The 19,671-nt window shown below is 45.6% G+C and carries 23 protein-coding genes and 1 tRNA gene; 4 read left to right on the top strand and 20 right to left on the bottom strand.

Annotation, left to right across the window (positions count from 1 at the left end; genetic code table 11):
* Nucleotides 1-98: 98 nt before the first annotated feature.
* Nucleotides 99-527 (bottom strand): CBS domain-containing protein, encoded by a 429-nt coding sequence (locus AB4Y93_RS21910; protein ID WP_441895057.1) that lies wholly within the window; start codon nucleotides 525-527, stop codon nucleotides 99-101.
* A gap of 179 nt (nucleotides 528-706) precedes the next feature.
* Between AB4Y93_RS21910 and AB4Y93_RS21905 the strand changes: the two genes are divergently transcribed.
* Complete coding sequence (locus AB4Y93_RS21905; RefSeq protein WP_441895055.1) at nucleotides 707-1,060, top strand: DUF4870 domain-containing protein; 354 nt, start codon at nucleotides 707-709, stop codon at nucleotides 1,058-1,060.
* Between the two features lie 63 nt (nucleotides 1,061-1,123).
* Here the strand turns inward: AB4Y93_RS21905 and AB4Y93_RS21900 are convergent, their stop codons facing one another.
* On the bottom strand, nucleotides 1,124-1,891 hold the full coding sequence (locus AB4Y93_RS21900) for a DUF1836 domain-containing protein (protein ID WP_441895053.1): 768 nt from the start codon (nucleotides 1,889-1,891) through the stop codon (nucleotides 1,124-1,126).
* A gap of 249 nt (nucleotides 1,892-2,140) precedes the next feature.
* Between AB4Y93_RS21900 and AB4Y93_RS21895 the strand changes: the two genes are divergently transcribed.
* Complete coding sequence (locus AB4Y93_RS21895) at nucleotides 2,141-3,481, top strand: hemolysin family protein (RefSeq protein WP_441895051.1); 1,341 nt, start codon at nucleotides 2,141-2,143, stop codon at nucleotides 3,479-3,481.
* A 40-nt stretch (nucleotides 3,482-3,521) separates the two neighbouring features.
* On the opposite strand, the gene AB4Y93_RS21890 is transcribed toward AB4Y93_RS21895, so the two are convergent.
* The 6 genes from AB4Y93_RS21890 to rpsF form a co-directional block, all read right to left on the bottom strand.
* Nucleotides 3,522-4,667: a cation:proton antiporter gene (locus AB4Y93_RS21890; protein WP_441895049.1), complete on the bottom strand. Its 1,146-nt coding sequence runs from the start codon at nucleotides 4,665-4,667 to the stop codon at nucleotides 3,522-3,524.
* 176 nt (nucleotides 4,668-4,843) lie between these two features.
* Nucleotides 4,844-6,022 (bottom strand): NAD(P)/FAD-dependent oxidoreductase, encoded by a 1,179-nt coding sequence (locus tag AB4Y93_RS21885; protein ID WP_441895047.1) that lies wholly within the window; start codon nucleotides 6,020-6,022, stop codon nucleotides 4,844-4,846.
* Between the two features lie 29 nt (nucleotides 6,023-6,051).
* The gene (locus AB4Y93_RS21880) at nucleotides 6,052-6,474 is read right to left on the bottom strand and encodes a DUF1641 domain-containing protein (protein ID WP_441895046.1); all 423 of its coding nucleotides are present in this window, start codon (nucleotides 6,472-6,474) and stop codon (nucleotides 6,052-6,054) included.
* Between the two features lie 241 nt (nucleotides 6,475-6,715).
* Nucleotides 6,716-7,000 (bottom strand): 30S ribosomal protein S18, encoded by a 285-nt coding sequence (rpsR, locus tag AB4Y93_RS21875; RefSeq protein ID WP_167281237.1) that lies wholly within the window; start codon nucleotides 6,998-7,000, stop codon nucleotides 6,716-6,718.
* Between the two features lie 18 nt (nucleotides 7,001-7,018).
* The gene (ssb, locus tag AB4Y93_RS21870; protein ID WP_167281236.1) at nucleotides 7,019-7,558 is read right to left on the bottom strand and encodes a single-stranded DNA-binding protein; all 540 of its coding nucleotides are present in this window, start codon (nucleotides 7,556-7,558) and stop codon (nucleotides 7,019-7,021) included.
* 34 nt (nucleotides 7,559-7,592) lie between these two features.
* Entirely contained in the window at nucleotides 7,593-7,877 is a 285-nt protein-coding gene (rpsF, locus tag AB4Y93_RS21865; protein WP_015847812.1) for a 30S ribosomal protein S6, read from the bottom strand.
* A 185-nt stretch (nucleotides 7,878-8,062) separates the two neighbouring features.
* Between rpsF and AB4Y93_RS21860 the strand changes: the two genes are divergently transcribed.
* A complete protein-coding gene (locus AB4Y93_RS21860; RefSeq protein ID WP_167281235.1) occupies nucleotides 8,063-8,245 on the top strand; it encodes a YjzC family protein in 183 nt (60 codons plus the stop codon).
* A 314-nt stretch (nucleotides 8,246-8,559) separates the two neighbouring features.
* Here AB4Y93_RS21860 and AB4Y93_RS21855 read toward each other — a convergent pair whose 3' ends face one another.
* From AB4Y93_RS21855 to AB4Y93_RS21835, 5 genes are all read right to left on the bottom strand, one after another.
* A complete protein-coding gene (locus AB4Y93_RS21855) occupies nucleotides 8,560-9,882 on the bottom strand; it encodes an NAD(P)/FAD-dependent oxidoreductase (protein WP_441895044.1) in 1,323 nt (440 codons plus the stop codon).
* Nucleotides 9,883-10,038: 156 nt separating this feature from the next.
* Nucleotides 10,039-10,129, bottom strand: a tRNA-Ser gene (locus AB4Y93_RS21850).
* Between the two features lie 68 nt (nucleotides 10,130-10,197).
* The gene (locus AB4Y93_RS21845; RefSeq protein ID WP_167281233.1) at nucleotides 10,198-10,416 is read right to left on the bottom strand and encodes a DUF951 domain-containing protein; all 219 of its coding nucleotides are present in this window, start codon (nucleotides 10,414-10,416) and stop codon (nucleotides 10,198-10,200) included.
* The gene (locus tag AB4Y93_RS21840) at nucleotides 10,406-11,281 is read right to left on the bottom strand and encodes a mechanosensitive ion channel family protein (RefSeq protein WP_441895043.1); all 876 of its coding nucleotides are present in this window, start codon (nucleotides 11,279-11,281) and stop codon (nucleotides 10,406-10,408) included. The genes AB4Y93_RS21845 and AB4Y93_RS21840 overlap by 11 nt, the downstream gene beginning before the upstream one ends.
* Nucleotides 11,282-11,296: 15 nt before the next feature.
* Nucleotides 11,297-11,536 (bottom strand): DUF3343 domain-containing protein, encoded by a 240-nt coding sequence (locus AB4Y93_RS21835; protein WP_167281232.1) that lies wholly within the window; start codon nucleotides 11,534-11,536, stop codon nucleotides 11,297-11,299.
* Between the two features lie 114 nt (nucleotides 11,537-11,650).
* Here AB4Y93_RS21835 and yyaC point away from each other — a divergent pair, with 114 nt between their 5' ends.
* Entirely contained in the window at nucleotides 11,651-12,268 is a 618-nt protein-coding gene (yyaC, locus tag AB4Y93_RS21830) for a spore protease YyaC (protein ID WP_441895041.1), read from the top strand.
* 1 nt (nucleotide 12,269) lies between these two features.
* Here yyaC and AB4Y93_RS21825 read toward each other — a convergent pair whose 3' ends face one another.
* The 7 genes from AB4Y93_RS21825 to mnmG form a co-directional block, all read right to left on the bottom strand.
* Entirely contained in the window at nucleotides 12,270-12,752 is a 483-nt protein-coding gene (locus AB4Y93_RS21825) for a DUF4446 family protein (RefSeq protein WP_441895040.1), read from the bottom strand.
* A 27-nt stretch (nucleotides 12,753-12,779) separates the two neighbouring features.
* The gene (locus AB4Y93_RS21820) at nucleotides 12,780-13,937 is read right to left on the bottom strand and encodes an aminotransferase class V-fold PLP-dependent enzyme (RefSeq protein WP_441895038.1); all 1,158 of its coding nucleotides are present in this window, start codon (nucleotides 13,935-13,937) and stop codon (nucleotides 12,780-12,782) included.
* A 203-nt stretch (nucleotides 13,938-14,140) separates the two neighbouring features.
* Nucleotides 14,141-14,998: a ParB/RepB/Spo0J family partition protein gene (locus AB4Y93_RS21815; RefSeq protein WP_441895036.1), complete on the bottom strand. Its 858-nt coding sequence runs from the start codon at nucleotides 14,996-14,998 to the stop codon at nucleotides 14,141-14,143.
* Complete coding sequence (locus AB4Y93_RS21810) at nucleotides 14,979-15,752, bottom strand: ParA family protein (protein ID WP_441895034.1); 774 nt, start codon at nucleotides 15,750-15,752, stop codon at nucleotides 14,979-14,981. Before AB4Y93_RS21810 ends, AB4Y93_RS21815 begins: the two co-directional genes overlap by 20 nt.
* A 148-nt stretch (nucleotides 15,753-15,900) precedes the next feature.
* The gene (noc, locus tag AB4Y93_RS21805) at nucleotides 15,901-16,719 is read right to left on the bottom strand and encodes a nucleoid occlusion protein (RefSeq protein WP_441895033.1); all 819 of its coding nucleotides are present in this window, start codon (nucleotides 16,717-16,719) and stop codon (nucleotides 15,901-15,903) included.
* A 322-nt stretch (nucleotides 16,720-17,041) separates the two neighbouring features.
* On the bottom strand, nucleotides 17,042-17,764 hold the full coding sequence (rsmG, locus tag AB4Y93_RS21800) for a 16S rRNA (guanine(527)-N(7))-methyltransferase RsmG (RefSeq protein ID WP_441895031.1): 723 nt from the start codon (nucleotides 17,762-17,764) through the stop codon (nucleotides 17,042-17,044).
* A complete protein-coding gene (gene mnmG, locus AB4Y93_RS21795) occupies nucleotides 17,764-19,653 on the bottom strand; it encodes a tRNA uridine-5-carboxymethylaminomethyl(34) synthesis enzyme MnmG (RefSeq protein WP_441895030.1) in 1,890 nt (629 codons plus the stop codon). The genes rsmG and mnmG overlap by 1 nt, the downstream gene beginning before the upstream one ends.
* Nucleotides 19,654-19,671 lie beyond the last annotated feature (18 nt).

The following is a 19,671-nucleotide window of genomic DNA, read 5'->3' as shown; positions in this document are numbered from 1 at the left end:
TATACGGCTTTATTTTCACCTAAACTGTCTGAAAATATAGCCATCTACCGATAAGAACCATGAGAAGCTGATTTGTCCTATTCTAGTTGCTGCAAGGTTTACGCTTCAATAGCAAGCGATGGTGATCCCGGAATAAAAGTCTGGCAATAATCAATAATTTCACTTCTACGGACGATTCCAATGAAATGTCCCCGGTCATCTACAACAGGAACAAAGTTCTGTACTTTCGACAGTGCAATAAGATCCTTCATATCGGCATCGATCCGAACCGAACGGTTCTTCATCCGCAGCGGTACATCTATTAGAGATATCTTATGGGCATTCTCGAATGTTACACCTGGTGTATTCTTCATGTACCAGAGCAAATCACCTTCCGTTACCGTGCCGGCGTAGCCGCCTTCTTCATTAATAATCGGGACCGCCGAGTAGCGGTGATGCTCCATCTTCTCTAGGGTTTGCCTGAGCGTTGCATCTTGCGTTACCGTTACAACCTCCTGCTTAGGCAGCAGAAAAAACGCAATATTCATCCGTCATTCAACTCCAATCTTTCTTTTGGTTGGACCGTGAGCTGTTACTCCACTACTGTAGATTCAATAACTAAGCTGCAGGTTCCTTGTTTTTTGATTAAAAATACGTTTGACATATAACTTTTCGGACATGAATACAATCTTCTCGAGAGTCGATATAGAAAGGATGAGATTCGTTCATGTCCAGCGCTTCCTTCGAACCTGATCGTTCCTCAACAGGAATAGACCCGAAAGTAGCAGCACTGCTTGCTTATTTCCTTGGCTTTATTACCGGTATTATATTCTTGGTCGTGGAAAAACAGAGCCGCTTTGTAAAATTCCACGCGCTGCAGTCCATCGCTGTTTCAGTCGTATTTATCGTGCTTAATCTCATTCTAGGCTTCATTCCCATTATCGGCTGGCTTCTTGGTCTTATTGTGACCCCCGTAGGCTTTATTCTATGGATAGCCCTGATGCTTCTTGCCCTGCAGGGCAAGCGCTTCAAGCTGCCGTATATCGGCGACTGGGCAGAACAGCAATCAAGCAGGTTCTAAAGCGTCTGGGCAGTTTACCATATCGGTTGCTGCCTTTTTATACTTCCTATGTGTAGTGACCGTTTACGGGTTCAGGAACAAGGTAGCATGACAATACCGTTTGGCCAGCGAATGAAAGTAGGATGTCCTTATCGATATAGCTGCAATGAACAGGATATGGCGCAGCGCTTCGGTCTGCTCATCACTTAGATGGGGCAGTACCTTCAGGAACGGTTCAGAAGCTTCGTGAAGCATTTGCTCCATAACAGCCTCTTTGTCCCGCCTAGCTGAATCTGGACGAGCCATATCAAGCAGCCGGTAGCCGCTTGCCGCAAGCTCTTCAAACATGGTGGTGTAGGAATTGTACAGCTCCAGCGGACCGATCAGGTCATCGGTCTCATCCTCCGGTTTATTGAACAGCCGATCAAACAGCTTGCGAATAGAGCCGAAATCGAGACTCGACTTCAAATCATCGATAATAAACAGCAGCGCCGTTTGATTAAGCGAATATTTTTTACCGATTTTCGGGCAGTCGAAATATGGCCTGAAATCTCTTTTTACCCAATTTTGCATCGATGTAATCGACATTTGTGAAAATTCTATTAATCCGCCAAGCGCGGATATTTCCTGCAAAGAGAATCCTTTGACCTCTCGCCCTTTAATCAGCTTCACCAAGACTGGTGGAAGCTTCGTCGACAGGAACGCCGGCAAGGACGACCCCGTTTCATACGCATCAAGATGCGACTTTTTCCAGGCCTGCTGCAGAACTTGAAGCGGTTCACAGCAGTTTTGGCCATGCAGCGCGAGCAGCAGATCCGCCATCTCTTTGCGAGTAAGCGTAAAAGCTTCCATGCCGCTTACCTCCTCATCTAACCATGTAGCCTAATTACAAGCTCAACTGAACTTATCATACGCCCCTGTAGACAGCCTTGTAAAGACGAGGTATTTGCCAATAATGTCATGATAGCACCGTATTTTTCGGCATAATGGGGGGTATCGCCCCCGTAACGTAAAATAGCAAGTTTGCAACTGTTAGCTGAAGTTCGTTATAGTAGATCATAGGAACTTATAATATTTCATAAAGGATTGTGAAGAACCGAAATGGACAGTAGTATAGGATTTAATTTGTTTATGATTGCTGTATTAATTGTATTAACCGCCTTCTTCGTTGCAACGGAGTTCGCGATAATCCGCCTTCGTGCCAGCCGCGTCGATCAGCTCGTGCTCGAAGGAAAGAAAAACGCACTTTCCGTACAACGGGTGACAAGCAACCTTGACGCGTATTTGTCCGCTTGTCAGCTTGGTATTACGATTACCGCCCTCGGACTTGGTTGGCTAGGCGAGCCTACCGTTGAACGAATTATTCATCCGTTATTCGAGAATTTGGGCGTAAACAGCGATTTGAACCATATTATTTCCTTTGTTATAGCATTCGTTGCCGTTACATTCCTGCATGTTGTCATGGGTGAACTTGCCCCGAAGACATGGGCAATTCAGAAGGCTGAATTTATCAGCTTTGCCGTTGCCAAACCCATTATCTACTTCCACAAGATCATGTACCCTTTCATCTGGGTGCTGAACGGCTCTGCTACTTCCCTGATCCGTATGTTCGGACTCAAGGCCGTAAAAGATCATGAAGAGGCGCATAGTGAAGAAGAAATTCAGATTATTCTTAACGACAGTTACCAAAGCGGTAAAATCAATAACACCGAATATGGTTATGTGAGCCGGATCTTCGCCTTCGACGAAATGCTTGCGAAAGAAATCATGGTTCCACGTACCGATATGATTTGCTTATATACGAACAACTCATTAATTGACAATATGGATATTATCCGCAAAGAGCAGTATACCCGCTTCCCTGTTGCAACCGGCAGCAAAGACAATATCGTCGGCATGATCAACACGAAGCAGCTGTTCCTTGAGTTTCAGGAGAACAAGGAGTTTAACTTCCAGAAGCTCGTTCACCCAGTCCTTACCGTATCTGAGGTTTTGCCGGTTAAGACCTTGCTTAAGCGCATGCAGCAAGAACGTGTTCACATCGCTATCTTGATGGATGAGTACGGCGGTACATCTGGTATGATTACAATTGAAGATATCCTGGAAGAGATCGTTGGTGAGATCCGCGACGAATTCGACGAGGACGAACGGAAAGAAATCGAGAAGCTGGCTGATAACTGCTACCTGCTGGATGGCAAAGTATCGCTTGATCATATTACCGAACTTACCGGAGTTAACCTCGAGCAGGATGACGTCGACACGGTTGGCGGCTGGCTGTTCACTGAATTCCAAGATCCGAAGCCTGGCAAAGAGCTGCAGTATGAAAATCTGCGATTCATTATTCGTGAGATTGGTAAGCACCGCATTAAGAAGGTTGAATTGATTATTGAAGTTGAAGCAGATAGTGAAAGCAATCATGAAGCCGAAGTTGAAACGGCGTAATCATATAACACACAAAAGGCAGCCAAGAGGCTGCCTTTTGTTATGCCCGCTCCCGCTCATTGAAAGTAAGCTTGAGCAGCGGCGGTGTTATTAGCGTTGTCAGAATCACAACCAATACAACCGATGTGAAATATTGCTGCAGCAATAAGCCTGACTCCAACCCCGCTGCTGCAATAATGAGTGCCACTTCCCCGCGTGACACCATTCCTGCCCCAATCGCAATGGAACCACGTCGATCGAAGCCCGTCATACGCGCCCCTAGTCCACCACCTAACAGCTTGGTGATTGAAGCTACAAGGGTTACCAGCACAATGAAGAGAAGCTGCTCGCCTACCCCATCGAATGTAATATGAAGACCAATGCTGACGAAAAACACAGGTGCAAATAACGTATAGGCAATCGGCTCGATCTTCGATTCCACTTCATGCTTATAAGCAGTCTGCGATACCGCTATACCTGCAGCAAAGGCACCGATAATACCTGCGATGCCCATCTCCTCCGCAAAATAGGAAAAGGCAAAACAGATGATTAACCCCCCGCTCATGACCGCCTCTGTCACACGCAGCGGAGCGAACCATTTTAGGAAACGAGGCACTAATAGCCATCCTGCTGCAACAACTATGATAAAGAACAGCAGCTTCTTACCGATAAGTAGCCCAATCGATACATCTTGAGCAGGAACAAGAACGCTCATCATAACCGCCAGCAAGACGACTACGATGACATCATCTACAACTGCGGCACCTAGAATGGTCGTCCCCTCACGCGTCTGCAGCTTATTCATTTCCTTCAAGGTTTGCACCGAGATACTGACTGAAGTGGCGCAAAGCAGCAGCCCAAGGAATAATGCTTGATTATTCGACAAGCCAAACGCTGCGGCAATCGCATAACCGCCCACAAAGGGTAATATGATACCGCCAACAGCAACAGCAAACGAAGCCTTCCAATTGCTCCTCAGCTGCTCCAGATCGGTCTCAAGACCTGCTATAAACATGAGCAGCAATACACCAATTTCCGAGAAATGTCCGATAAAATCATCCGGCTGTATCCAGCCCAGTACAGCTGGGCCAATAATAATACCTGCGAGCAGCTTACCAAGTACAGCTGGCTGCCCCAATCGCACAGACAAGGCTCCCGCAACCTTGGTAGCGATCAATATAATGGCCAAATACAAAATGAATACCATTGTTACATGACGCCCCTTCCTTCTTGCATTTAAAAGCATAACAAAAGGAGCCTGCAACTATGCAGGCTCCCGAAAATAGACAGAAGGAGCCCGCTGTGGCAGGCTCCTCCAGGTAAAGCTTATTTAACTATTAATACGAGTGAACCAGCGAATGGTTCCTTTTCTCGAATAAACGATTACTTCAAGAACGAGAACAGACCATTAACATGAGTCAGATAACGAACGTTACTTGCTTCTTTCATCAATGTAGCTGCTGTACCTTTCAGTTTCAGCTGGCTAGCACCAATTGTACCGATTGCGTCTTTACGGCCAAGGCTCGCAAGAACACCGGAGTTAACGAACTCGAACGATTTCATCGGGATACCCTTACCCGATGCGAACAGGTTGTAACCGATGCACTCGCCCATTTGCCATGCGATTTGCGCACTTGGCGGGTAAGGACGGCCTTCTGGACCCATTACAAACGCGTTGTCGCCAGCAAGGAAGATATCCGAGTGGGAAGTCGATTGCAGGAATTCAGTAACCGAAGCACGGCCACGGTTCACTTCAATACCACAGTTCGCAACAACTGGGTTACCTGTAACACCGCCTGTCCAAACGAAAGTATTCGTTTCGATCGAGCTGCCGTCTTTCAGCATAACTGTGTTGCCTTGAACTTCGGTAACCGCAACACCCATAATCAGGTTAACGCCGCGGTCCGTCAAGCTGGATTTTGCACGCTCAAGCAGGTCAGCTGGGAAGCCCATCAGAATTGTTGGACCAGCTTCAATGTTGTACAGCGAGATTTCGCTGCGGTCTACACCGTGCTCTGCACACCATTTTGGTAGCATATCAACGATCTCGCCGATCAGCTCGATACCTGTCAGGCCGCCGCCGCCAACAACGATTGTTGCGTCTGCTTTGTTTTTGGATTGCGCATAAGCTGCGATGCGGTTTTGGATATGAGTGCTAACTGCCTTCGCTTCTTCAACTGATTTCAGCGTCAGACTGTTCTCTTCGAGACCAGGGATGCCAAAGAATGCTGTTTCGCCGCCCAGTGCGACTACCAGTTGATCATATTTCACTGTGCCGCTGCCAGCCAGTTTAACTTGTTTTTTCTCTGGATCGATGTTCTCAACTGTATCAATAACCAGATTAACCGATTTGCCTTTAAGCAGTTTATCCAAAGGAAGTGCTACGTTTCCTTCATTTACGCCGCTTACAGCCAGACGATGCAATTCCGTAATAATTTGGTGGTAAGGCGTTTTGTTAATTACCGTGATTTCTGCTTCTTCAGCAGAAATATATTTACGAGCCGTTAGTGCGCTCAACAGACCGCCGTAACCGCCGCCAAGAATTAAAATTTGCTTAGCCATGTTTACCCTCCGCTCTTGTATGATTCGAATTATACGTTCTTACGCTCAGCCAATACGTTCAGGAACGATTGAGCGAAACGAAGCGTTGCTTGTACTTGTGGATCCTTCAGCATTTTCAACATGCCAAAGAGACCAATTGTCGAGTTATCGGCTTGTGCACGATCGCCAGCTTCAACAGCTGCGTTAGCAATACCTTTAGTTTTATCAATGATTGGTTGAACGAATTCGCCAAAGCCATGAACCATGTCGTTCATCAGCACTTTGTCGTTTGCTACTGTAGTAGCTACATCATAAGCTTTAGTCATAAGAGTCACCAGTTCTGCCAGTTTAGGCAGGTGGTTCACCAGTTGAGTCAGCGATTGCTGAATTTCTGGTTGCAGCAGTTGCTCGAGAACGTCCAGTTCACGTACAGAGCCGGATTCTTCAGGTAATTTCGTTACGGTTTCAGACATACGAATGCATCCCTCTTTCCATCAGTAATCGATCAAATGATTTACTTGCATAAGTCGATATTCCACAACTGTAAATTTAAAGTGAAATTATTCACAATGAGGCTCTAACATCATCGCCGACTTGTATGCACGAACTACATCTTATTGTATTCCTCTTGCGCCAAATGATCAATTCCTATTTTTATGAAAACGCGAAAAAAGCCCATCAAGACGTTAGTCTCAATGGGCTTCTTACTACTTACTACTCAGTTGTGTACGGCAGCAATGCTACAGTACGTGCACGTTTGATAGCAACCGTCAGCAGACGTTGGTATTTCGCGCTAGTTCCAGTTACACGACGTGGCAAAATTTTGCCGCGCTCGCTGATAAACTTTTTGAGCAGATCAGTATCTTTATAGTCAATGTGAGCAATTTTGTTCACAGTGAAGAAACATACTTTACGGCGTTTGTTGCGTCCGCCTTTGCGGCCGCCGAATTTGCGTTCTGGACGCTCTCCGTCTCCGCCTTCTCTTTGCTTGAAGCTCATTCGAACCCATCCTTTCGATTAAAATGGCAAGTCATCTTCTGATATATCGATCGGTCGACCGTCATCCGAGAACGGATCACGACTGTTGTTGTTGTTACGTGGAGTACTAGGCCGGCTTCCGCCGCCGCCACCGTTACCGCCGCCATAAGGAGCGTTACCGCCGCCGCCGCTTAAAGAACCTCCGCTGTTGTTGTTGCTTCCGGCATAACTGCCACTTTCTTGCGGAGCTCCGCCTTCACGGTTAGATTCCAAGAAGCGAACGTTATCGGCAATAACTTCCGTCACATAGACGCGTTTACCTTCGTTGTTCTCGTAGTTACGCACCTGAATGCGTCCTTCTACCGCTGTTAAGCGACCTTTACGCAAGTAATTGGCGCATGTCTCAGCCAACTGCCGCCAAGTTACGACCGGAATGAAATCCGCTTCGCGCTCGCCCTGACCGCTCGTAAACGGCCGGTCTACTGCTATCGTAAATTGCGTAACTGCTACACCTGCTGGTGTATAACGCAATTCGGGGTCTCTTGTTAATCTGCCAATCAGTATTACACGATTCAACATCGCCTCTGCCTCCCAATCGAACATCTAGCGTGGATTAAGCAACGTCTCTGACGATCAAGCTACGGATAACTTCATCCGTAATTTTCATGATGCGGTCAAGTTCATTAACAACTTCTGTCGTTGCATTGAAATGAACCAGAACGTAGTAACCATCACGAATCTTATTGATCTCATACGCAAGACGACGTTTACCAATCACATCTTGCTTCGTGACTTCCCCGCCATTGTTAATGATGCCACTGAATTTGTCGACGATGGCTTGAACGTTTTCTTGCTCAACATCCGGACGAATGATGTACATCACTTCATATTTGCGCATTGTGTTTCACCTCCTTTTGGACTAACGGCCCCTTTAAGGGGCAAGGAGCGAGATTATTACTCGCATCTACACAGTATAGCAAATTGCCTATACCTTGACAAGTCATCCGGTCCTCCCGATTTCTGCCTTTCATGACCCTGCCCTATCCGGTTCATAATAAGAATCGGACAAGGAGGTGAACGAATATGGGTGAATGGACATTGTTTTCTCCCGGCGATCACGCGCCAAACGACGGCACCTATATAGAATCAGGCGTCAATTCCTACCACATGGGTATTAACAACCCAAAGAAGGTTGAGCTCAAACGTGGACAGCGATTCCCAGAGACATCAAACCATGAACGTAAATGGAAACGGATGGCTCACTAATTTTATTATTAGAGCTCGAATAAGAACTTTCAACTTCGGACATTCTAATTATCGACGGTGAAGAGAGGTGTGGTTCCATTGAACCTTTGTGGTGCAAGGGCTACTAGAGAATTTAACTACTCATTCACAAAAGAAGCGAGGCGTTGTGCTAAAGACACATTACTGTAAGTAGTCACGATCGGATAAGCGATGAAGCCTTAGTGGAATTGTGTACCGATCTGTGAGGATTACAACCTGGTTTTCTGCCGTATTGATGTGTGAATTCATCGAAACTTACAACACCGTCGGAAGAGGGACTCGCGAGAGTCCCTCTTTTAATGTTTAAGGGTCCGCTCCTTGCTAGCCAGTAGCCTTCCTACATACACTCCGCTTGCTGCCGCCTGAGATAAAGAATGAGTGGTGCCTGAGCAATCCCCTATCACATATAGTCCTCTGACCTTTGTCTCGAACCTGTCGTTTGTCTCAATGGCTGGTGAATACAGCTTCCCATCGATTGCATATAGAATCGTATCTTGGTCGATTGGCTCCTCGAGCAGCTTTTCCAGCGCTTCTAGGAATGCTAAAGTCACTGCAATATAACGTTTCGGAACCTCTTGCCTAAGATCTGCAAATTCCGCTTCCAGTGTTGGCCTGATTGTTCCACTGCTTGGTTCGTTATCCGCCATACTGCCTTCCCGAAGAGAGCCCAGTCTTTGAGCGGAAATTCGATTGCGATCACAATTAATTCGGCCGACTGTGTCGCGTAAATAGGCGTCAGCCTCTTCCAAAGTTGCAAATCGATTCGGAATAAACAGAGTGAAATTAAGGTTTGAAGAACCCTCTTCCTTTTCCCGGTAATTTTGTCCGTCTGGCATCGCCAGCCCCTCCTGGAGCTTTAATACAACCCTGCCCCGAGGATTCATACAATAGGTAGTGGCTGTATAATCTTCGCCTTCAAAGCTGAGCTTAGTCTCGAAGGATCGCTTCAATAAGCTATCCAGCTGGTTACCACGCATTTCAATTCGGAGTCCCAGATCTACTCTGGCCTCTCCCCGTCCAATCCCAAGAGACTGGCATTGCCTGGACAACCAGTCGTTCCCGCTTCTCCCGGTTGCGATAATAACCTGCTCCGAGTCAATAATGATTCCATCAGGTAACATAACAGCAAATCCACCGCCACCCTTCGGTGTGATGCTTGAAGGCTCCTCTTCATATTGCATGTCAATTCGGGTCTTTAGATAGTCATAAAGCTCATTTAAGACATGCTTTGATAATTTCGTCCCTAGGTGCCTGGTTTTGGTCGATAGAATCCCAAAGCCGGCCTCTGCCGCTCGGCTTGCAAGTTCAGGATCATAGGTATGATAAAGCTCGGCCGCACTTCCTCCGTGCCTGCATAATATAGCATCTACATCTTCCATTAGCTGCAGAGCAGCGTCATAGCCTGTTTTCCGCTCCAGCTCTCCACCAAAGTCATTCGTGAAGTTATACTTGCCTTCTGACAAGCCTAAACCGCCAAAGCCTATATAGCTGTCGCTTCGCTCCTCTAATTTCTTGCCCTTATCAAGCATCAATATCCGCAGTCCGCTGGCGGCAAGCTCATACGCAGCAAAGATTCCGCTGACACCTGCTCCGATAATAATCACATCATAACGAGTCATTGTATCACCCTAATATGTTAACTTATTTTTATTATTTTGGTTAACATATTATCATATCTGCTCCTCTTTTGAATAGAAAAGAACATAAAAAAAGCCCCTACGTTTATCGTAGGAGCCTCTTTACTATGTAACCGCCGTAGCGTTGTTTACGTTGTATGGCGGAGAAGGTGGGATTCGAACCCACGCACGCTTTGACACGCCTAGCTGATTTCGAGTCAGCCCCCTTGGGCCTCTTGGGTACCTCTCCGCGAGTGTCAAGCAAAAACTATATTATCACATGACTTGTCCCAATGCAACAGTTTCAAGAAAATATTTTCAGGCCTGCTCATTCTGTCCTGAATCAGCAGTTGATCGCAGCACTTTCTTCATGTTCTTCTCAAATTTGGCTCGCGGGATTAGGACACTATGCTTGCACCCTACGCATTTGATACGAATATCCATCCCCATTCGAATAATCTCCATTTCGTTGGAGCCACAGGGATGCTGCTTCTTCATTTGAACGATATCGCCAAGCTCGAATTGTTTACGCTCCATTCGGATCGCTGCCCCTTTCATTGCGATGATACGTTACCATTCGTGGATACGGGATGTCAATCCCATGATCGTCCAGCACTTTTTTAATGTACGCATTAAGTGATCTTGCGACTACCCCATTCATATTCGGCAGGCATTCTGCCGTAATACGCACCTTGACCTCTGTAGAGAGCATGGTCTGGATACCAAGCACGTCTGGACGTTTCACAAGGTTATCATCCTCAAACCGCTCCAATTCCCTGCGGATGATCATAATCGCACGTTCCGCATCTTCTTCATACCCAATAGATACATCGATAAAGGCTATGGAGTTATGCATGGAGAAGTTGGTTACCTCATTTATCATTCCGTTCGGAATAATATGTACCTCTCCTGTCCAGCTATGGATCCGTGTTGCCCGAAGGCCGATGACCTCAACCGTCCCTTTGAAAGTCCCGGTTTGAATGACATCGCCTACAGCAAATTGATCTTCAAATATGATAAAGAATCCTGTAATAATATCTTTCACCAAGCTTTGTGCGCCAAAGCCAATAGCCAGACCAATAACTCCTGCCCCAGCTAGAAGAGGCGCAAGCTGGACGCCAAACTCATCAAGTACAAGCATTCCGATAATGAAATAGCCAGCGTATGAGATAATATTTTTGATCAACTTGCCGACAGTGGTCATTCTTCTTGTCTGCATAACCAGTCGGCTCTCATTCCGGTTTAATACGACCCGATCAATCGTTTTGTTCGCGAGCCATATACTAACCTGCCCAATGATGATAATAACCGCAATGCGAAAGAGTGATTGTCCAAAACCTTCCCAAGTTGTCTCGTTTGTTAGCCATGCTGCAAAATCATCAAAGTAGGCTTGAATATTCATTGTCTCTTACCTCGCTTACAGTATGACTTCTTCATACCCTGCTGCAGCCGGCTTAAAGACTCCCCGGATCGCTACGTCTTCCGTTTCAATTACATGCTTTACCGTATGCAGATCCTCTTCTGGAAAATGAATCGATAACGCGCAGCCCGCTGTAATTTCTTTTGGCGTCGGGCATATATCGATCTCAATCTCTGCATATTCCAGCAGCATTTCTGCGCGAAGCGCTTGCTGCGTCGAATCGAAAGCGATTAACATCGCGTATTTCTCCTCTCCCTCACCTTAAACAACGAAACTATTGGCTTCGCAACGTATAAAATGGTTGTCCTATCCATATACTAGTATCATATTGGCATTTACGGAGGGGATTCTATGAAACTATCATTTTTGAAGGATGTACCATTGAAGGTGCCTCACACGGAAGCGAATGCTGTAGGCCAGATCGTTAATCGGTTATCTCTGATGCTTGATGAAATGTCTGCAGGACGACCGATTGTCATTGTCTGCGTCGGAACGGACCGCTCTACCGGTGATTCCCTTGGCCCTCTGATCGGCACGACACTTTCCAAATACCAGAGTCCTCACTTTTCCCTATACGGCACTCTAGAAGAGCCTGTACATGCCATGAACCTCGAAGAAATACTCCATCAGATCAATCGCACCTATCACAGACCTTTTGTCATCGGTATTGACGCCTGTCTTGGACAAGTGGCAAGCATCGGATCCATTCAAGTCGGTACAGGTCCTGTAAGGCCAGGTGCTGGTGTGAACAAAGAACTTCCGCCTGTAGGTGATATCCATATTACCGGCATCGTAAATGTCGGCGGCTTTATGGAATATTTCGTCCTCCAGAATACCCGTCTTCACCTCGTTATGAAGATGGCAGATATCATTGCTTCGAGCTTATTCTCCTCCATCATGAACAGCATTCATGTTTCTTCCCGATCCAGAGAACAGGCAGCCGCTTTGGAACATCCCAATACCAATTAAACTATTTTGCTTCGGCAATCGCCTTGCGCTCTTCTGGTGTAAGCGTATAGTTCGAATCACCTTTGTTTATTGGCTTGGCATACACATACGTGTTGTCCCTGCTATGCAATCCCGAGATCACAACCCCATCCTGCGATGCATTCACGACTGCAATTGAGAAGCTTAGATCACTACCCTGATCAGAGAATGCATTGTAGCGAAGTACACCTACACGTCCCTTTTCCTGTTGTTGCACATCCTTCACTTGTTCCAGCTGTTTTTGAAGTTTTTCGCTTTGCAGCTCTTGTGCTGTAATTGACTGCTTCAGATCGATAATAACGTCCTCTAAATTCGTGATTCCTGTGTTGCCCATCACTTCCACATACTGCTTTCTAAGCTTCTTCATTCTTCTGCTAACGATTGAAACTCTAATAAATAACACGATGACCAGCAATGCCAGTACAACCGTAACCCCGTTCATCGGGTTATTTGTCCACTCATCCATTCGAACTTCCGCCCCCAGAAAATTATGCTAAGAGTATTGCTTCCGTATTTCTTTCACTGCTGTAACAAGGGCATCCGCTTCTTGCTCTGTTGTAAAACAACCTACACTCGCTCGTACTGCGCCTGTTCCTGTCGTTCCTGCGCAGGCATGGGCCAGAGGTGAGCAGTGGAAACCTGCCCGCACCGCGATTTGATAATGCTGATCGAGAATAAAAGACATCTCCGACGGATCGATTCCTTGAGCAACAAATGCGACGATTCCTGTTCTCTCTTCGCCTAATTTCGGCCCAAGAATTCTAACTCCATTAATCGGCAAAAGCCCTTCCATGATTCGTTGGGTTAACGCCCATTCCTTAGTATGGATGTTATGTACCGTCTCATGCAGGACATATTGGACACCCGCTTTCAGCCCTGCTAGGCCGGGTGTATTTTGCGTTCCCGCCTCATACCTATCCGGACGTACGTCAGGCTGCTCAGGAGCCTCAGATTGGCTTCCTGTCCCGCCATGCAACTGTGGCACGAGATCTAAGTTAGGGTGGATGTACAAGCCTCCTGTGCCTTGTGGACCAAGCAGACCTTTATGCCCTGGGAATGCCAGCATATCGATGCCCATTGCCTCAACATCGATATCCAATATACCAGCGCTCTGAGCAGCATCAACCAACAGCTTAATCCCTCTGTTTCTCGCAAGTTCACCAATCTGTGCAACCGGCGCGATCGTACCGAGCAGATTCGAGCTATGATTAACAATAATTAATGAAGTTTGTGCATTTATGGCTTCTGCAATTCGATCAACTTCAACATGCCCTTCTTCATCTGACTCTACATAGGTTACATGGATACCTAGTGCATGCTTCAAATACTCAAGAGGCCGTCTCACCGAATTATGTTCAACTGAAGTCGCAATAACATGATCACCGGTTTTGACCCAGCCTTTTATAGCCATATTCAGTGCTGCAGTCGTATTTGAAGTAAATGCTATATCATTCGGATTCTTAATCCGAAACAATTTGCTCAACTGCTTCCTTGTATCAAACAATACACGGCTTGCTTGGACCGCCATCCGGTGGCTGCCGCGCCCTGGATTAGCTGCTTCGTGAAGCATCGCATACTGCATCGCTTCGATTACGCTTGGTGGTTTAGGCCATGAGGTGGCCGCATGATCCAAGTAAATAATTTCTTCCATTATTTTTCTCCTCCTTTCTTTACTCCCCTATTTCCAAATCTAAGAATTGATAGGTTCTCCTGTTATAAATCTACTTAGATTGTCCCGGAATAAAACGTTCTACGCTGCAAAATAACAGTGATTAAAGACATAACAATAGCATACCTTAGTTTAATCTTTCGTTTCAAAGATTACAACTTTGGTATGCTAGATTTATACATGTGTTAAGCCATATTTTGGAGGATCTCGAGAAGCCGTTCCAGATCTTGTTTATTGTAATATTGGAGCTCGATTTTCCCTTTTTCTTTTTGCTGTTTAATTTTAACAGTTGTTTTAAATCGGTCTCTCAAAGACTCTTCCAGACTTTCAATATAAGGGTCACGCTTCTTCGATTTAGCTTTCGCTTTTGTCGCTTCCGCAGCCTCTTTTACTTCAAGCTTCTGGATCGCTTCCTCGAGATCACGAACACTCCATCCCAGGCTGACCGTCCGATCGGCCATTTCCTTTTGGACAACTGCATCTTTAATACCGACCAATGCTCTGGCATGCCCCATCGATATTGTTCCACGTGAAACATTGTCTTTAATCTCTGTCGGCAAAGCGAGAAGACGCAAGAAGTTAGCAATATGTGAACGCGATTTGCCAACCTTCATGGATAGTTCTTCCTGGGTTAGCTTGAACTTATCCATCAAACCTTGATAAGCCATTGCTGTTTCAATTGCATTTAAATCCTCACGCTGCAGGTTCTCAATTAAAGCAATCTCCATAACCTGTTGATCAGAGAACGATCGAACGACTGCTGGAACCGTTGGATTACCGCAAAGCTGAGAAGCACGGAAACGTCTTTCCCCTGCAATAATCTCATAGCCTTTCAGTACGGTACGAACGATAATCGGCTGAATGACGCCATGTTGTTTAATCGATTCTGCTAATTCCCTAATGGAATCATCGTCAAAGGTCTTACGTGGTTGATACGGGTTTGGACGTAATTGCGTCAATTGAATCTCAATAACTTTATCGTCTTCGCTTACCGAAAGCGATGGAATAAGCGCATCAAGTCCTCTACCTAGCCGCTTGCTCATACATGATCACTTCCTTAGCAAGTTCAAGATATACTTCAGCACCTTTAGATCTTGGGTCATACGTAATAATAGCCTCACCATGTGATGGAGCCTCACTCAAACGAACATTACGTGGAATAATCGTTTGGTACACCTTTTGTTGGAAATATTTCTTAACTTCTTCGATAACTTGAATACCAAGATTCGTCCGAGCATCAAGCATCGTTAATAGAACACCCTCAATTTGAAGGCTTGTATTAAGATGTTTTTGAACGAGTCTTACTGTATTTAAAAGCTGGCTTAAACCTTCCAGCGCGTAATATTCGCATTGAATAGGGATGATCACCGAATCAGCTGCAGTCAGCGAATTAATCGTCAACAGACCAAGCGATGGCGGACAATCAATTAGAATGTAATCAAATTGATCCTTCACCAAGTGCAATGCCTTCTTCAAACGAAGCTCCCGCGAGATCGTTGGTACCATCTCAATCTCCGCACCCGCTAATTGAATAGTAGCTGGAATGATTTTAAGCCCTTCAATCTTCGTTTCAAACATCGCATCCTTTGGATGGACATCATTAATCAGAATATCGTAAATACAATTATTTACATCCGCTTTGTTAATACCAATACCACTTGTTGTGTTGCCCTGAGGATCTATATCGACTAACAGCACTCGTTTCCCGAGTGTTGCAAGACATGCCCCTAAGTTCACTGACGTTGTTGTTTTACCAACACCGCCCTTTTGGTTGGCTATTGCAATAATCTTAGACAAACTTGTTCACCTCTATGTCTCCAAACTTTTATTCCCATGATGACGATTACGCTAACGGTGAAACGTACCGATATAAACGGTTTTGCCGCCCTCATAGAGGACGGCCCAGAGAAGTACTATTACGTTGATCATAAATGACTACGCAAAGCTAACTTTTCGGTATATGAATAGTAATTTCATAGAAATCGCCAAGATCTTTTTCGTCTGCCTTAATTTCCATTCCCGTGCTCGAAACCATTTGTACAGCTTGGCGAATAGTGTTAAAGGCCAGTCGAGTGTTTTTCGGCATAGCAAAACGTTTGGTTTGCTTTGGTTTAGGTTCTTCCTTCAGGGAGGCAATACGATTCTCCGTCTGTTTGACGTTTAATTCCTTCGTAATGATCTCTTCAAGCACCTGATTCTGCAGTTCTTCCGTATCCAGCGACAACAGTGCTCTAGCATGACGCTCTGATATTTTCCGACCTGCAAGCGCATTCTTAACCGTTTCGTTTAACCCGAGCAAACGCAGTTTATTTGCAATTGTGGATTGGCTTTTGCCTAAACGTTGAGCTAAACTTTCCTGCGTCAACTCATGAAGCTCAATCAGCTTTTGGTAGGCAATCGCTTCCTCAATAGCCGTCAGATTCTCACGCTGAAGATTCTCGATCAGTGCAATGGATGCCGTCTGCGAATCATTAAATTCGCGAATAATAGCCGGAATAGTTTCGAAACCAAGCTTCGTAACCGCACGCCAGCGGCGCTCCCCTGCGATAATCTCATATCTGCCATTTCTAGCGCGAACGACAATAGGCTGAATAATACCATGCGTTTTGATCGTTTGGCACAACTCATCGATACGTTCATCATCGAAGATTGTCCTTGGTTGGAACGGACTCGTATCAATATCTTGAATTGGAATTTGCCGAATCTCTTCTTGACCGCTCCGCTGATCACTTAAACCGAACAACCGGGAAAATGATTCTTTCATATTATCTACTCTACCACCCGATCAAGAAACCAGTTGCCGTAAAACGGGTTGGTTTCCAAGATGTGCTGCTATGCATTAACGGCAATTGGTTTTCTTACCGCTACTACCATTTTATCTTTATTCCGTATTACAGACAACCTCGTTTAATAGACTGATCGCGATACCCAGTCTTAACCTTCTATACTATGTGCCGGGTCTCATCTATAAATCTAATATTTCGACTTCAAGTAGACAATTTCCTGCTTGATCTTTTTATAATTTCCTATGTACACAAATAGCTCTCCGTATGTTTCACGTGAAACATACGGAGAGCTATAATCATTTAAATAAGTGGTTCTTTAAGAGGTGTCCCCGCTTTGCGCGGATATTTTTTAGGCGTAGAGTCTGTTTTTTCAATCAGAACGATATGTCGTTCCGATTGCTCAAATGGCAGCTTGAAGGCATGCTCTGCACGAACCTTCCCTCTTAGCTCTCGAAGGCTTACTCCCGCTTCCTTAACTTCCTCAACACTTTGCGAACCTTTCATCGCAGCGAACAACCCATTCTTACGGGTAAAAGGTAAACAAAATTCATTTAGAACATTAAGGCGAGCAACTGCTCTTGCTGTAACGAGATCGAAAGTATCCCGATATTCCGGCATTCTTGCAATATCTTCTGCACGCCCATGAACACAATTTACATCTTCAAGTCCGAGCTCCGTAACCAGTTGATTCAAGAATTGAATCCGTTTATTTAACGAATCTACAATTACGACCTTCAGATGTGGAAAACAGATTTTTAACGGAATACTTGGAAATCCTGCTCCTGAACCGATATCAGCAATTTTCCGAACGTCTTTCATATTCACGAAGAACGAGAGCGAGAGCGAATCGAAGAAATGCTTCTCAAAAACGGCATCCCGCTCTGTAATCCCCGTTAAGTTCATCCGTTCATTCCACTCTACTAGCAAGCGGTGATACGTATCAAATTGTTCAAGCTGCTTAGGAGATAAAGATATCTCATTCTCCCCCATCAGCTTTTCAAACCATACATGCGTCTCTGTCATTAGGATCCTCTCGCTGCCGTCACACGATTATAGTGTTCCAAATATACGAGCAGAATGGAAATGTCAGCTGGAGTTACACCTGCAATCCGTGATGCTTGCCCGATCGACAATGGACGAATATCGGCCAATTTTTGTTTGGCCTCAGATGCCAAGCCATGTACTTCGCTATATACGATGTCATCCGGAATTTTCTTCTTCTCCATCTTGTTCATTCGCTCTACTTGGTGCAATTGTTTTTCAATGTAACCAGCGTATTTAATTTGAATTTCCGCCTGCTCCTTCATTTCCTCTGTCAGAGGAAGATCGGAAGGTGCAATGGTTTCGATCATCGCATGCGTCAGTTCAGGACGTCGAAGCAGCGACAAAGCATCCATGCTAAATGCGATAGGTGCGGAACCAGCTGCCTCCAGCATTGGCAACGCTACTTCGGGACGAATCTTCGTTGTGCTAAGACGTTCAATCTCCTGTGCAACAAGGTCTTTCTTATTAAGGAAGGTTTGGTAACGCTCTTCCGAAATAAGTCCGATTTCATAACCAGTTGGAGTCAACCGAAGATCAGCATTATCATGACGGAGCAGCAAACGATATTCTGCACGTGACGTAAGCAAACGGTATGGATCATTTGTTCCTTTTGTTACAAGGTCATCAATCATAACCCCGATATACCCTTGCGAACGATCAATGATAACCGGCTCTTTACCTTGTACTTTACGCGCCGCATTGATACCGGCAATAATTCCTTGACCTGCAGCCTCTTCATAACCTGAAGTGCCGTTGATTTGTCCAGCTGTGAATAATCCGTCGACCAGCTTTGTCTCCAAGGATGGCCAAAGCTGTGTTGGAACAACTGCATCATATTCAATTGCGTAACCATTACGCATCATCTCAACTTTTTCCAAACCTGGAATAGAACGTAAAATTCCAAGCTGCACATCTTCCGGCATACTAGTTGAGAGTCCTTGTACATAATACTCCGAAGTATGCTTGCCTTCTGGCTCTAAGAAAATTTGATGCTTCGGCTTATCAGCGAAACGAACAATTTTATCTTCAATAGAAGGACAATAACGAGGACCTGTACCTTCAATGGCTCCTGAGAACATTGGCGCACGGTGCAGGTTGTCGTTAATAATTTTATGGGTAGCTTCCGACGTATAAGTCAGCCAGCAAGGCAGCTGCTCATTATCGGATGACTCTGTCTCATACGAGAAAAACTTCGGTTTATCATCACCAGGTTGAATTTCCGTTTTGCTAAAATCGATCGTATCCTTATGCACACGCGGCGGTGTACCCGTCTTAAAGCGAGCCAATTTAAAGCCCAGTTCCTTCAGGCTAGCTGACAGCTTCACCGAGGGCTGCTGATTATTTGGACCACTCTCATACATCAATTCACCCATAATAATCTTGCCGCGTAAGTAGGTACCGGTTGTAATAACAACCGATTTTGCTCGATAGATGGCACCCGTTTTTGTAACAATCCCCACTATTTTGCCATCTTCTACGATCAGATCCTCTGCCATCCCTTGTCGAAGCGTTAGATGGTCCGTCTCCTCGATGGTCTTCTTCATCGTGTGCTGATAAGAGAACTTATCGGCCTGCGCACGCAGCGCATGAACGGCAGGACCTTTGCCCGTATTCAGCATCCGCATTTGGATAAACGTTTTATCGATATTGCGCCCCATCTCGCCGCCTAGTGCATCAATCTCACGCACCACATGCCCTTTCGCAGGTCCCCCGATCGATGGATTACATGGCATAAATGCCACCATATCCAGATTGATCGTCAGCAGCAGCGTCTCGCAGCCCATTCTCGCAGAAGCAAGCGCCGATTCACAGCCAGCATGACCCGCTCCTATGACAATGACTTCATATTGCCCAGCTTCATATGTCACTTTAATACCCTCCAATTC

Source organism: Paenibacillus sp. YAF4_2 (assembly GCF_052113225.1).
GTDB lineage: Bacteria > Bacillota > Bacilli > Paenibacillales > Paenibacillaceae > Pristimantibacillus.
The sequence above is the reverse complement of the archived record's forward strand: the minus strand, read 5'-3'. Positions and strand labels throughout refer to the sequence as shown.